The following is a 13,225-nucleotide window of genomic DNA, read 5'->3' as shown; positions in this document are numbered from 1 at the left end:
ACCGCTATAAAACGAACGTAGAAAGTTCGATCAGATTATCTGGAACTAGCTGAACCAAACGATCTTGCCAAGTCGAGGGCGGTTTGTCGTGCGTACCGCTGTAGAAGTTTCCGAACCACGGACCGACATTGCTAGCGATTTCGTCGACGTCCGACCGGTTCCAGTTCTGTTGGGTCGAGGCGTATGCCGGGTCGAGGAAGTGGACATCGCTACCGAGTCCGTAGAGCCGCTCCTTGCTCAACCCGTCGGCGAGCGGGTCGGGAAGCTGTGACCACTTCGGCGAGACACCCTTCAGTCGTGCCGTGTACGTACTCATGATTCCGCCCGCGAGTTCGGGGCTGTAAATCGTGTTGACGGCGTCGCCGTGGCCGAGCGCGACCGCCATGTCCGCATACTGCGGAAAGACGACGAACAGGGATTTCGGTACCCCCTCGAACGCGACCGAACCCATCGGCGACATCGTTACCGTGTACGACCCGGTTCGGCTCGATGTGGTGGATTCGGTGCCGGTGGTGTCGTTCGCCGCCGACTGCCCGCCGCTGCCGGTACATCCCGCGAGCAAGCCGCCGCCGAGTACCGCACCACCGCTTTTGAGGACTCCTCTCCGTGTTGGACCTGCGCCAGTTCGTTCGAACATATGGTTTAGGTCGGCCAAAAGAATGTTTATGGGTTTCGGTCGGCTGGCCGGTGGAGGTTCACGGAATCTACAACTGCCATCGAACCGTCGCTTCGACGACCGGCGGTTTCGCCTCGTTCGAGTGCCGTCGATTCCACTACGCCGAATAGATTTTTGGGAAGCCAAAAATATGTTTCCCGAACGGAAATAGTTAAGTGGGCTGTGGTCGTACGTGTGGATGTAATGAGCTACCAACAATCCGAATCCGACCTCCGTCAGGAGTTCGGTACCGTCGAGGAGTCGCCGGCACTCCGCGTCGAGGAAGAGCGCGCAGAGCAGGTCATCGACGCGCTGAACGCCGACCTCGCCGCGTCGTACGTGCTCTACCACCAGCTCAAGAAACACCACTGGAACGTCGAGGGCGCGGAGTTCCTCGAACTCCATCGCTTCCTCGAAGAGGCCTACGAGGACGTCGAACACCACTCGGATGTCATCGCCGAACGCGCCCAAGCGCTCGGCGGCGTCCCGGTCGCCGGTCCCACGAACCTCGAAGAGCACAGCTACGTGGACTTCGAGGGCGAGGACGTCTACGACGTGCGGACCTCGCTCCGCAACGACATGGAAACCTTCGGCGACATCATCGAACACTTCCGCGACCACATCGAACTCACCAACGGTCTCAACGATTTCGCCTCCGAGGAGGTCCTTCGGAGCGCCATCGACGACTACGAGGAACTCGCTCACCACTTCGAACACTACCTCGAAGACGACACCCTCGTCGTCGACGAAGCGACCCACTAAAACTCGATTTTTCAGCGTTCGAGCGCCACAGTCGTATCCGTCGAAATCCAGCCGTCGGGGTTTCCGTCCTCGATGAAGACGCTCCGTTCGGGAGCCGTGGTGTGTATCGAAACGGCTCGCTCGGGCGATGACCGTTCGTGTGTCGTGGATTCGGTGTTGGCGCTCGTCTGCCGGGAGGGAACCGCCATGACGAGAGTTAGGCGGGCCTAATTCTATAAGCGTTTTGGTCGGCCTAATTCGTGTCGTCAGTCCCCGGTATGGGCCGTGGGGCGGTAGCCCCGACTGATGGCCTTCCATTTGCCGGTCCGGAACCGATGGTAGTTGACGGCAGCGGGGACGGCCATCAGCGTCACGATGGCGAGTGCGAGTCCGAGAAGACCGAGCGGCGTCGTCGCACCCACGTAGGCCAGCGGCAGCGCGACCACGTAGCCGAGCACCTGCCCATAAAATGGCCAGCGCGTGTCGCCGCTGGCGCGCAGCGGGCCGGTCGCCGTCCGCGAGAGGCCCTTGAAGACGATGCCGACACAGGTGGCGTAGATGAGTGTCACGGCGACCGGCAGCGCCTGACTCGCTGGATTGCCGACGAACACGAGCGCGACGGGTTCGGCGAAGACGGCGACCAGCACGGCGGAGACGAAATACACCGCGACGCCGAAGCGGATTACCTCCCGGCCGTAGGCTTCGGCAGTCCCCTCGTCGCCCGTGCCGAGCTGCTGGCCGACGAGACTCGACGAAGCGAGGCCGAAACCCCAGCCGGGCGTGTTGAGCAGGTCGCGGACGCGCTGGGCGACGACGAACGCCGCGACGACCGCGGTCCCGAAGATGTCGACGATGGCCAACAGGGGAAACTCGCCGAGTCGCCACGCGAGATTTTTGCCGACCATCGGCGTACCGATGCGCAGCAGTCGGCGGATGGTCTCCCGGTCGAGATACGTGCCGAACGGGTCAACGGTGACGGGAAACGTGCCAACGAGGGGAACCGAACCAGTGGTCAAGCCGGCGGTGAACGTCGCGGTGACGACGACGTTGGCGAGAACCGTCCCGATTGCTGCGCCGACGACGCCGTAGTCGAGGACGAAGATGAGGAGTGCGTTGACCGTGATGTTCAGCACGGCCCCGCCAGCACGGACCACCATCGGCGTCCATGCGTCGTCGGTACCGACGAGCGTGCGGCTCCCGATGAGGTTGAGACCGGCGAACGGAACCCCGAAAGCGGCCGTTTCGAGATAGTCGGCACCGAACGTGACCACTCGCGGGTCGTCGCTGAGGACACCGATGAGCGTGGTCGGGTAGGTATGAAAGAGGGCCGCGACCGGCAGCGTGAGTGCGAGCACGCAGACGGCGCTCGACCGGACCGCCTGCCCCGCCGGCCTATCGGCACCGTAGGCCTGCGAGACGAGCGCGATGGTGCCGCTTGCGAGACCGCCGCCGAGGGCGAACGCCATCGCCCAGTAGGGAGCGGCGAAGCCGACGCCGGCGATGGCCCCCGTGCCGATTGCGGCCCCGACCATCGCCACGTCGGCGGCGTTTTTCGACATCCGGGCCAGCCCGGTGACGATGCGTGGCCACGCGAGGTCGGCCGTCCGGCGAGCGCGCTCGCGCTCGATGAGTCCCGCACGAACCAGCGCGAGGCCGACCCACGCCACCACGAGCCGAACCGGATTCGGGAACCGTTGCACTCTCTCGACATCGCGGACGGGAAATGAAATGGGTTCCGTCCTCGACAGGAGCGACTGCTTTCGTTTCGAAGATTTTATAAATCAATAACGAATCCTCGCACAGAACTCAACACCGAACTCTCGTCCGACCGCTCGGTAGCCGCAGTGTGGTGGGCGGTTGCGGCGCGGTGGCCGTTGAGATGCGGCCTCGGAGGATGAAGGGCGAGCGAATGAAGTGAGCGAGGGCTTCGACGATACTGTTGCGGTTGGCGGTTGTGGTCAGTGTCCGCGCGAACGCAGTGAGCGCGGTTGGCCGCTCGCGCGGTTTGCGAGCGGGAGTTTTTGGTCCAGATTTTTCAAGGAGCGAGGGACCGGAGGCCCCTCGTACCATGCGAGCGGGCCTTCGGCCCGCGAGCAGAGAGCGGTGGGCGAGCCGCAGGCGAGCGCACCCGACGCAGAAAAAGGTGGAGGTGCTAGAGTCCTTCGAGCGAGCGCAGTTTCTGTTCGACTTTCGGCGGAGCAGCACTCGGACCGTCGCGCACGCGGTGGTCGGGGATGAGAATCGGGATGGGGTTTTGGTCGAGGGCGGTCCGCACCCGGTCGCGGTCGTCGTCGGCATCGGGGTCGAAATCGGGGACCCGCCGCGTGAGGCGCTCGACGGAGGTCTGCTCGCCGTACGGGATGTTTCGAACGGCTTCGAGCACCGCGCGCTGGTCGGTCGGGACGGTGAGCGCGAGTTCGATATCCTCGAAGTCGTCGGGTGCGCCCTCCAGATACTCGAAGAGCCTGTCGAGCAGCGGGTGCTCGGTATCGGCCTCGGCGGCGAGGCTCCCCGGAAAGGACACCGAAAGCACGCGGTCGCCCGCGATGCCGACCTGCACGCAGCGGTCGAGATAGGTAGACTCGCGTGCGTAGATACCGGCGGCATCGCTCATAACGAATATATGCCCGTGCGGGGTTTCAACGTTCTGTCCGTGAGTGTCGCGTGACGCAAGTCTTATGTACAAAACAGTTCTTTGATGTACAACAATGAACGCCAGCGAGGAGTTCGCTCCCGCAATCGAGTCGATTCTGGCCGCTGCCGACGAGCGCGGCAGTTGTGGCCGGCGGCTGTCGGTCTCCGCACGGTCGTTACCCGCGGCGCTCGCGACGGCTGAAGGGGATGGAAGAGTGCCCATCATCGGTGAGGTCAAGCCGACGAGTCCGACGACCGAGGGACGGCGAGAGGACGAGCCGGCGGCGCTCGCCGAGGCGCTCGTCGCAGGCGGCGCGGCGGCGCTCTCCGTGCTTACCGAGCCGGAGCACTTCGGCGGGTCGCCAGACGCCCTCCGGCAGGTGCGTGAGACCGTCTCGGTTCCCGTGCTCCGGAAGGATTTCATCCGTCGCGAGGAGCAGTTGGATGTCGTCGAGGCCGACGCCGTGCTCCTCATCGCGCGGTTCGTCGATGACCTCGCGGGTCTCGTTGGGGCGGCGCGCGAGCGCGGCTTCCAGCCGCTCGTCGAGGTACACACTCGAAAGGAACTCGATGACGCGCTCACGGCCGATGCGGACATCGTTGGCATCAACAACCGCGACCTCGCCCGCCTCGACGTGGACCTCTCGACGTTCGAGGCCCTCGCACCTCACGTGCCCGAGGAGGTGACACTCGTCGCCGAAAGCGGTATCGGGAATCGAGAGGACGCCGCCCGGATGCGCCGTGCCGGTGCCGACGGACTGCTCGTCGGGAGCGCGCTCATGGACGGAGACGTCGCGGCGAACACCCGGCGACTCGCGGAGGGCGAGCGATGAGCGACGCCGACGCGAGCGAGACGCCCGGCAAGTTCGGCGAGTACGGCGGTCAGTACGTCCCCGAGGCACTGATGCCGGCGATTTCGGAGCTCGACGACGCCTACCGGCGCTACGTTCTCGACAACGAGGACGGATTCATGGACGAGTTCCGGGCACGACTGCGGGATTTCGGCGGGCGACCGACGCCGCTCCAGCACGCCGAGACGCTGAGTTCGCGGTACGGATTCGATGTCCACCTCAAGCGCGAGGACCTTCTTCATGGCGGCGCACACAAACTGAACAACGCGCTCGGACAGGTGTTGCTGGCGAAGTACATGGGCAAGGAACGGGTCATCGCCGAGACCGGCGCGGGCCAGCACGGGACGGCGACCGCGATGGCCGCCGCCCATCTCGACATGGACTGTGAGGTGTTCATGGGCGAGCGCGACATCAATCGCCAGCGTCCCAACGTCTTCCGCATGCGGCTGAACGGTGCTGAGGTGAATCCCGTGAGCACGGGCAGCGGCACGCTCAAGGAGGCGACCAACGAGGCGATGCGCGAGTGGGCGACCACGGTAGAGAACACCCACTACGTCATCGGTTCGGTTGTCGGACCACACCCGTTCCCGACGATGGTCCGGGAGTTCCAATCGATCATCGGCGAGGAGACCAAACGGCAGGCCGAGGAGCAGTTAGGGGGACCCCCCGATAGTGTCGTCGCGTGTGCCGGCGGCGGCTCGAACACGATGGGCGCGTTCGATGCGTTCGTTGACGATAACGACGTTTCGCTGGTTGCGGTCGAGGCGGGCGGCAGCGGGCTCGAAATCGACGAAGGGGAGGGTATCGCGCCGAACTCGGCGTCGCTGTCCATCGGCGAAGAGGGCGTCCTCCACGGTGCGCGGACGAAACTCCTACAGAACTCGGACGGCCAGATCCTCGAATCACACAGCGTGAGTGCGGGACTGGACTATGCGGGGGTCGGTCCCGAACTCGCCAATCTCGTCGATGCCGACCGTGTGCGGGCAGTCTCGGTCGGTGACGACGCCGCGCTCGAAGCGTTCCATCGCCTCTCACGATTGGAGGGCATCATCCCCGCCCTCGAAACTTCCCACGCGCTCGCGTACCTCGAACGGGCGAATGACCTCGGCGAGCGCGTCGTGGTCAACGTCTCGGGCCGTGGCGACAAGGATTTGGAGAGCGTCGTCGAGGAGACCGAAAAGCGCGACATCGAGAGCGCGCCCGCAATGGAGGTGTTCGAGTGAGTTCCATCCGCGAGGCCTTCGCGGCGACCGACGCAGCGCTCGTGCCCTACATCACCGCCGGCGACCCCGAGCCAGCGGCGACCGCCGCACAGGTGCGGGCACTCGCCGCCGGTGGCGCTGACGTCATCGAACTCGGTCTGCCCTTCTCGGAGCCGATTGCGGACGGCCCGACGATTCAGAACGCCATCCAGCGCGCGCTCGACGCCGGGATGACGCCCGACCGGTTTTTCGACCTCGTGACGGACCTCGATGTTGACGTCCCACTGGTCTGCATGACCTATTATAATCTCATCTATCAGTACGGAGAGGAGAACGGCGTCGAGCCATTTGTGAAGACCGCCGCCGAGGCGGGCCTCGCGGGACTCATCGTGCCCGATTTGCCCGTCGAGGAGAGTGATGCCCTCAGATCGGCCTGCGACGCCCACGGACTCGATTTGGTCTTCATCGTCGCGCCGACGACGCGCGGCGAGCGTCTGGAGCGCGTGCTTGAGCGGGTCTCGGGGTTCGTCTACGTGCAGGCACGTCTCGGAACGACCGGTGCGCGCGCGGACGTGAGCGAGCAGACTCACGACTCGCTCGGACGGCTTGCGGAGGCGGACGTGCCGCGGGCGGTCGGCTTCGGCGTCGCCGAGGGGAGCCACGCCCGCGAAATCGTCGCCGCCGGCGCGGAGGGCGTCGTCGCCGGCAGCGTCTTCGTCGAGGTTATCGCCGAGAAAGGGACGGATGCCGGCGACGAGTTAGAGGCAACAGCACGCGAACTCAAGGAGGGCGCGCTCGCGGGGGTCGCACCGCGACCGGAACGAACATAACCGCCGTGGCACCGACTGTCAGTATGCACGCCGGGACGCACGCACGACTCGACCGCATCGGAACGGACGGCCGCTATCTCGTGGTGCCGATGGACCACGGCATCACCCTCGGCGCAGTCGGGGGACTCAAGGACATCGAATCCACCATCGACGCGGTGACACGCGGCGGCGCGGATTCGGTGCTCACACAGAAAGGCATCGCACCCCGGGTCCATCCCAACAGCAACGACGCGGGGTACATCATCCACCTGAACGGCTCGACGGCTGGCGGTCCGGATACGAACGACAAACGAATCACTGGGACCGTCGAGGCGGCCATCCGAGCTGGCGCGGACGCCGTCTCGCTCCATCTCAACGTCGGCAGCGAGACCGAACCCAACCAGATCGAAGACCTCGCGCGCATCACCGAGCGCGCGGCCGATTTCGGGGTTCCCGTGCTGGCGATGACCTACGCGCGCGGGCCGGGCGTCGACGAGGCCGACCCCGAACGCCTCGCCCACGCCGCCAGACTCGGCGAGGAGCTGGGTGCCGACCTCATCAAGACGGGTTACTCGGGCGACAGCGAGAGCTTCACCCACGTGGTCGACTCCACCCGCCTCCCGGTGCTCATCGCTGGCGGCAAACCCGAGAGCGACCGCGCCTCGCTCGAAGCGGTCCGCGGCGCGATGGACGCCGGCGCGGCGGGCGTTTCGATGGGGCGGACCGTCTTCCAGCACGACGACCCCGAGGCGATGACGCGAGCGGTCTCCGGCGTCGTCCACGACGACCTCCCGGCCGAAGAGGCGCTCGACAGAGCCGGACTGGCCGTCGAAGCCTGACTCGTCAGTTGTATCGGGACCGCGGGTGAGTCGCAGCGCCAGAAATGCACGCCCGCTTTCGCCACGTTCAAGCCCGACCGCTTCGAGCGCCACGACATGACACGGACGGTCTGGCTCAAAGCAGACGACTCGGTTGGCGACTGGGAACAGCGAAAGCAACGGATTACGGCGGGTCTCGAAGCCGGTGTCGACTGGGTACTCTGCGATAGGAGTGACGTCTCTCGCGTGCGCGAACTCGGCGCGGTCTCGGTCGCCGCCTTCGCCGACGACGGCGTCGACATCATCGGTAGCGACGAATCCGATGGAGCCGACGCGACCATCGTCGGCAAGGGGAGCGAAGGCGACGGCTCCGTGGACCTCCCTGCCGACTTTTCGGGGTCCGCGGACCTCTCGGCGCTGCGGCGGGGGGAGGCGGACGGGGCCTACGTGCGCATCTTCAACGACGATTTCGAGGGATTCGCCGAGGCGGCCGCCGAAGACGCAGCGTACACCATCGTCGTCGGCGAGGACTGGACCATCATTCCTCTGGAGAACCTCATCGCGCGCATCGGCGACGAGACCGAACTCGTCGCGGGGGTCGAAAGCGCCGAGGAGGCACGAACTGCGTTCGAGACGCTCGAAAGCGGTTCCGACGGCGTACTGCTCGATTCCGACGACCCCGACGAGATTCGGCACACGGTCGAAATCCGTGACGAAGCCGAGCGCGAACAGCTCGACCTCCAGTGGGCCGAAATCATAGACATCGAACAGGTCGGCTCGGCCGATAGGGTCTGTGTCGATACGGGGTCGCTACTGGACGATGACGAGGGGATGCTCGTCGGCTCGATGTCACGCGGTCTCTTTTTCGTCCACGCCGAGACGGCCGAATCCCCCTATGTGGCCTCGCGGCCGTTTCGCGTCAATGCTGGTGCCGTCCACGCCTACGCACGCACGCCCGGCGGTGGGACGAAGTACCTCTCGGAACTGGGGAGCGGCGACGAAGTCCAAGTCGTGGACACCGAGGGCCACGCGCGCGAGGCGCTCGTCGGGCGGGCGAAAATCGAGCGCCGCCCGATGTTCCGCATCGAGGCCGTCGTCGGCAGCGATATCGACGATGCGGAGGGCGACGACGTCGCGGGCGACCGCATCGAGACGCTGCTCCAGAACGCCGAGACCATCAAGGTCGCCACCCGCGAGGGGCCGCGGGCGGTGACGGACCTCGAAGCGGGCGACGAGGTGCGCGTCTACTACGAGGCGACGGCCAGACACTTCGGCGAGGCGGTCGACGAGCGCATCGTCGAGAAATAACGGAGATCACTCGTTCTGGTTCATTCTCGACCCGACCCACGCGCCGATTGAGAGGCCCCAGACGATGTGGCCTACGTGGAAGATCATCACTTCGTTGTCGTCCATCTCCATCCCCAAAATCCGGCTCAGTACCACGTTGGTCCCGAACAGCGAGAACGGAATGCTGGTGAGGGCTCCGAAGAGCACCCCGTTCAACTCCGTCGGGACCGGCGATAGCTCGTCGAATTTGCTGAACAGCACCGCGAAGAGACTGCCACCGAGTGCGCCGTAGAGTAGATGGAGCAGCATGGCTTCCTCGGAATACTCCGAGAGGTCCCCACCAGCGACGTACTCCGCCCAGAAATTCGCCGTCGGGGGGAGTGACCGTGACACCGGCAGCCGAAAGACGGTCAGCGTACACGTGGCGATGAGTCCACCCAGAAAACCGAGCACGGCCGGCCGGCGATTGTTCCGCAGGTCGATTCCACGTGATAGACTGCCGGTGCTCTCGTCGTTGCTCGCCGCCGAGCCATCCGACATACGACTCACGACGGCAGCCATGCACTCGAAGCTGGTGCTTGCATGGATGAACTGTTATTTTCCTTACTGCAGTTACTGTTAATACGGTGCAGTCGAACGAACGAGTAGAACGATGAACGAACGCATCGTCTTCACGAGCGAGTCGGCGGAGTTCCTCCGCGGGATGGAGTGTGACGTCGTCGAAACGTATGATTTCGGGACGAGCGGGGCGGCCTACATAGAGTGCGATACCGAGCACGAATCGACCATCGCCGACGACGACCGCGTGCTCGACCTCGAACCCAATATCACTGTGGAGCCACACCTCGAACCCGAGCACGTCAGCGAGGGTTCGGACGTGGCGACCATCGCGGACGTCCGCGAACTCCACGACGTTCCCGACGACGACGCCACCGGCGAGGGGTTGACCGTGGTGGCGATGGACTCGGGTATCGACCCCGACCATCCGGTCTTCGAGGGCACGAGCATCGAACAGGTCGACGTCACGGGGTCGGGCAAGGGCGATGCGGTCGGCCACGGCACGGCCGTGTTGGGTCAAATCACTCGACTCGCGCCCGGTGCGGACCTCGTGGCGCTACGCATCTTCGGCGAGCAGGGCCAGACGAAGAACAACGTCATCATGCGCGCCTACGAGTGGCTGCACGGCAACACCGACGCCTACGACGTCGTGAACATGTCGTGGGGGTCATCGGAGACCTCGAAGGCCATCAACCGCACGCACAACGAACTCGTCGGCAAAGGGATTCGAGATGTGGTCTCTGCGGGGAACTCCGGAAAGAAGTCGGGCAGTCCGGCGACTGCCGAGCGGGCCTTCTCGATTGCGGCCTGCACCGAGGCGGGCACGATTGCGGAGTTTTCGTCCTACAATCCGAACCGCGACAATCCTGATGTGGCGGCCATCGGCAAGGACAACCGCCTCGCGCAGGCGTCGGGAACGGCGATGGGCAAAGAATTGGACGGACCATGGATAAAGGCCTCGGGAACCTCGTTCTCAGCGCCGGAGGTCGCCGGCATGGTGGCGAAATACCTAACTGTCCATCCGGAGACGGCACCGGAACCCATCATGCGCGATTTCGAGGCGGCAGCGAGGAACATTCCGGACCAGCCGCGCGACGGGGCGGGACTGGCCGACTACGAGGCGGCGGTGAGCGCGGAGTGATTCACTCGAACTCCCGATAGTCGAGCTCCCGCACCAACACGAGAGCGTCCTCGCCGTCGGCGTAGTAGCGTCTCGCAGTGCTGCGATGGACGAAGCCGTACTGTCGATAGAGCGCGAGCGCGGGGTCGTTGCTCTCCCGGACTTCGAGCTTCACCCGTCCGACCCGCTGACGGCGCATGGCGTCGATGGCGCGTTCGAGCAGCGTCGCGCCGATACCCCGGCCTCGATGGGTGGGTGCGACCGCGATGTCCTTGACGTGACCGAGCGACCGGCCGCGGTGGCGCTCGCTGTCGGCGACGACGTAGCCGGCGACCTCGCCCCGGTCGCCGATGTCGGCGACGAGAAAACCCGGAATCCCGAGAAAGCGCTCGAACGCCCGGTAGGGCCACGGCTGGGCGAACGATGCCTTCTCGATGCGGAACACCGCGAGCAGGTCGGCACGGACGGTCTCGCGCGTCCGCACGGGCCGGGCGGTCGTCACAGCAACGATACGGCCACGGCCCATATGAACACTCCGCCCGTCGCGTCCGGCCGTTGTGGGGTCGTAAGAGATATACCGAATCCGGTCGGCGTGAGCGCATGGGACTCATGGACGACATTCTCGGGGGTGGCAGCTCCCGACAGCGCCAGGCCGGCGGCAAGTACGTCCCCCTCGACATCGACGACGTCGAGGGCGGCGTCGAGGAAGCGACGACACAGGTACACATCGCCCGCATCGAGGGCCAGCGCGACGTCATCGACATCAAAAACGCCATCTACGACGGCGACATCGTGGTCGCGGACATCACCCGCCACTCGGCCACCGACCGCACGATGGAGCGCATCACACAGGACCTCCAGGAGATAACCCGCGAGGTCGGCGGCGACATCGTCCAGAAGGCCGACGACCAGCTCATCATCACACCCGCCGCGGTCGGCATCAGTCGGACGAAACTCGGCGAGTAGCGCTTCAGTAACTCCGCGGTTCTCAGACGTTGTCCGGTGTTTCCGCATCGTCTTCCACCGTGCGTTTCATCGACTCGCGGCGGCTTTTCGCATCCCTCCCGGTCGCTTCGAGCAGGAACTCGTTTTTCGCATCCACCGCATCCGCGGCGGCATCGGCGTTGCCCTCGGCGATGACCTCCTCGGCGGGGCGTTCCTCGAAGTGAACGGCGAGGGTATCCTTCTTCGAACCGTACTCGACCGTGCCGGCGACGATACGCTCGAAGACCGGGTTTTCGGGGTCCTCGACCACGTGGAGGTCGCTGCCCTCGTAGCTCTCGGTCGCTGTCGGCGGGCCGAAGTACTCCTCGATGGTAGCCTCCATGTCGGGGATTCGCTCCTCTAGGTGTTCGCCGCGGCGCATCTTGTACTCGCGCATGGACGCCTGCTTTGCGAGGGGTGAATTTACCCCTTTCGCGTCTCCCACGCGAGATAGCCGGTCCCGCAGTCGGGACAGATGTCGCCCGCCCGCAGCGGCGAGTCCGCAATCGGACTGGTGAACCGACAGGACCCACACGAAAGCGTATCGCCCGGCCGACGGGTCCGCCGTTTGCCGTTTGCCGTTTCCCCGTCGTTTCCTTCGACCGCCGTCCCGGGGGCGTCCTCGTCGGGCCAGCGGCCGGCGGCGTCGGTGCCCGCGACCGACGACCCGCGTCCGTCCGTCGCGGTTTCGGGGGCGGATTCGGCCGGCCATTCGCCGGGCGCACGTGCCGGCCGGTACGATTGGCCGTCACGCTCGGTGTTGTCGATACGGTCGATAGCGAGCGTGTCGCCGCCATCGCCGTTCCCGACGGTTTCGGCGTCGTCACCGTCGGTTGCAGGGGCGGTGGCTGCTTCGGCCACCTCGGTCGTGTCGGCCGGTCGGTCGTCGGTGGTTTCGATGACGACATTGCCGCCGATTTCCTCGGCCATCGTCGAGCCGTTTGCGGCGACGACCGTGCCATCGGGTTCGCGGACGACGCCCGCGGCCGATTCGAGCGCGGTGACCTCCGTGTTCGCGGAGATGGTGCGCGTGCGCCCGCACTGTCGACAGCGCTCGACCCGTTTGGCCGTCCGAACCACCTCGTCGCCGTCCTCGTCGCGCTCGCGCTCGACCTCGCTGTCGCCGTAGTCGTGCCCGAGCAGCGAACACTTGACTCCCATCGGGATGTGGTTTCGTACCGCGTGCAATAAAGACTACTGTTGTCCGCCGAGGGATAAGCGTAAGACAGGTGCGGACGAACCCCATATCCATGAGGGCAAAGCGCGAGTTCCGGGACCGCGAGGAGGTCGAGGTGGCCGTCCTCGACGCGCTGGTCGACCGTCAGGACGGCATGACGGTGTTCGAACTCCGCTCGCACGCCGACGTGGGTATCGACGAACTCGAAACTGCCTTATCGGCGCTCAAAGACGACGGTCTCATCGAGACCGAAACCGACGAGGGCCGCCTGCACATCGCCCCCGACGAACGGGTCGTTCCCGACCCCAGCGAGGACAACCACGACCACTCGTTTCTCGACCGCCTCCGCGAGCGCTTCGGGCTGTAGGACACGCCTTATCCGCAACCGG

Annotated in this window: 17 protein-coding genes; 9 read left to right on the top strand and 8 right to left on the bottom strand. The window is 65.3% G+C overall.

The annotated features are described in order from the left end of the window. Window positions 1–4 precede the first annotated feature (4 nt). A complete protein-coding gene (locus tag ACQUQO_RS02950) occupies window positions 5–637 on the bottom strand; it encodes a hypothetical protein (RefSeq protein WP_435076449.1) in 633 nt (210 codons plus the stop codon). 222 nt (window positions 638–859) lie between these two features. On the opposite strand from ACQUQO_RS02950, the gene dpsA reads away from it, so the two are divergent. After that, window positions 860–1,417, top strand: a complete 558-nt coding sequence (dpsA, locus tag ACQUQO_RS02945) for a DNA starvation/stationary phase protection protein DpsA (protein ID WP_435076448.1) — start codon at window positions 860–862, stop codon at window positions 1,415–1,417. A gap of 11 nt (window positions 1,418–1,428) precedes the next feature. Here the strand turns inward: dpsA and ACQUQO_RS02940 are convergent, their stop codons facing one another. From ACQUQO_RS02940 to ACQUQO_RS02930, 3 genes are all read right to left on the bottom strand, one after another. After that, window positions 1,429–1,605, bottom strand: a complete 177-nt coding sequence (locus tag ACQUQO_RS02940) for a hypothetical protein (RefSeq protein ID WP_435076447.1) — start codon at window positions 1,603–1,605, stop codon at window positions 1,429–1,431. Window positions 1,606–1,662: 57 nt separating this feature from the next. Continuing rightward, window positions 1,663–3,096 carry an MATE family efflux transporter gene (locus ACQUQO_RS02935; RefSeq protein WP_435076446.1) on the bottom strand — a complete coding sequence of 478 codons (1,434 nt, stop codon included), beginning with the start codon at window positions 3,094–3,096 and terminating at the stop codon, window positions 1,663–1,665. A gap of 452 nt (window positions 3,097–3,548) precedes the next feature. Continuing rightward, window positions 3,549–4,010, bottom strand: a complete 462-nt coding sequence (locus ACQUQO_RS02930) for an MGMT family protein (RefSeq protein ID WP_435076445.1) — start codon at window positions 4,008–4,010, stop codon at window positions 3,549–3,551. A gap of 94 nt (window positions 4,011–4,104) precedes the next feature. Here ACQUQO_RS02930 and trpC point away from each other — a divergent pair, with 94 nt between their 5' ends. From trpC to ACQUQO_RS02905, 5 genes are all read left to right on the top strand, one after another. Next, window positions 4,105–4,863, top strand: a complete 759-nt coding sequence (gene trpC / locus ACQUQO_RS02925; protein ID WP_435076444.1) for an indole-3-glycerol phosphate synthase — start codon at window positions 4,105–4,107, stop codon at window positions 4,861–4,863. Next, window positions 4,860–6,104: a tryptophan synthase subunit beta gene (gene trpB / locus ACQUQO_RS02920; RefSeq protein WP_435076443.1), complete on the top strand. Its 1,245-nt coding sequence runs from the start codon at window positions 4,860–4,862 to the stop codon at window positions 6,102–6,104. The genes trpC and trpB overlap by 4 nt, the downstream gene beginning before the upstream one ends. Further along, window positions 6,101–6,913 (top strand): tryptophan synthase subunit alpha, encoded by an 813-nt coding sequence (trpA, locus tag ACQUQO_RS02915; protein WP_435076442.1) that lies wholly within the window; start codon window positions 6,101–6,103, stop codon window positions 6,911–6,913. The genes trpB and trpA overlap by 4 nt, the downstream gene beginning before the upstream one ends. A gap of 23 nt (window positions 6,914–6,936) precedes the next feature. Beyond that, entirely contained in the window at window positions 6,937–7,731 is a 795-nt protein-coding gene (locus tag ACQUQO_RS02910; protein WP_435076441.1) for a 2-amino-3,7-dideoxy-D-threo-hept-6-ulosonate synthase, read from the top strand. A gap of 96 nt (window positions 7,732–7,827) precedes the next feature. Beyond that, entirely contained in the window at window positions 7,828–9,018 is a 1,191-nt protein-coding gene (locus ACQUQO_RS02905; protein ID WP_435076440.1) for a 3-dehydroquinate synthase II, read from the top strand. 6 nt (window positions 9,019–9,024) lie between these two features. Here the strand turns inward: ACQUQO_RS02905 and ACQUQO_RS02900 are convergent, their stop codons facing one another. Next, complete coding sequence (locus ACQUQO_RS02900; RefSeq protein ID WP_435076439.1) at window positions 9,025–9,558, bottom strand: hypothetical protein; 534 nt, start codon at window positions 9,556–9,558, stop codon at window positions 9,025–9,027. Window positions 9,559–9,649: 91 nt separating this feature from the next. Here ACQUQO_RS02900 and ACQUQO_RS02895 point away from each other — a divergent pair, with 91 nt between their 5' ends. Continuing rightward, the gene (locus ACQUQO_RS02895) at window positions 9,650–10,696 is read left to right on the top strand and encodes a S8 family peptidase (protein ID WP_435076438.1); all 1,047 of its coding nucleotides are present in this window, start codon (window positions 9,650–9,652) and stop codon (window positions 10,694–10,696) included. Window position 10,697: 1 nt separating this feature from the next. On the opposite strand, the gene rimI is transcribed toward ACQUQO_RS02895, so the two are convergent. After that, on the bottom strand, window positions 10,698–11,201 hold the full coding sequence (gene rimI, locus ACQUQO_RS02890) for a ribosomal protein S18-alanine N-acetyltransferase (RefSeq protein ID WP_435076437.1): 504 nt from the start codon (window positions 11,199–11,201) through the stop codon (window positions 10,698–10,700). Window positions 11,202–11,275: 74 nt separating this feature from the next. Between rimI and ACQUQO_RS02885 the strand changes: the two genes are divergently transcribed. Next, window positions 11,276–11,641 (top strand): cell division protein SepF, encoded by a 366-nt coding sequence (locus tag ACQUQO_RS02885; RefSeq protein ID WP_435076436.1) that lies wholly within the window; start codon window positions 11,276–11,278, stop codon window positions 11,639–11,641. Between the two features lie 22 nt (window positions 11,642–11,663). Here ACQUQO_RS02885 and ACQUQO_RS02880 read toward each other — a convergent pair whose 3' ends face one another. Both ACQUQO_RS02880 and ACQUQO_RS02875 read right to left on the bottom strand, forming a co-directional pair. Next, window positions 11,664–12,056, bottom strand: a complete 393-nt coding sequence (locus tag ACQUQO_RS02880) for a DUF5611 family protein (RefSeq protein ID WP_435076435.1) — start codon at window positions 12,054–12,056, stop codon at window positions 11,664–11,666. A 26-nt stretch (window positions 12,057–12,082) separates the two neighbouring features. Continuing rightward, window positions 12,083–12,820, bottom strand: coding sequence for a DUF7093 family protein (locus ACQUQO_RS02875; RefSeq protein ID WP_435076434.1), 738 nt, complete (start codon window positions 12,818–12,820; stop codon window positions 12,083–12,085). Window positions 12,821–12,909: 89 nt separating this feature from the next. Here ACQUQO_RS02875 and ACQUQO_RS02870 point away from each other — a divergent pair, with 89 nt between their 5' ends. Further along, entirely contained in the window at window positions 12,910–13,203 is a 294-nt protein-coding gene (locus tag ACQUQO_RS02870) for a DUF6432 family protein (protein ID WP_435076433.1), read from the top strand. Window positions 13,204–13,225: the final 22 nt, after the last annotated feature.

The sequence above is a fragment of the Halococcus sp. AFM35 genome, from assembly GCF_051195015.1.
In the GTDB taxonomy this organism is placed as follows: Archaea; Halobacteriota; Halobacteria; order Halobacteriales; family Halococcaceae; genus Halococcus.
This window is presented reverse-complemented; position numbering and strand designations above follow the sequence as displayed.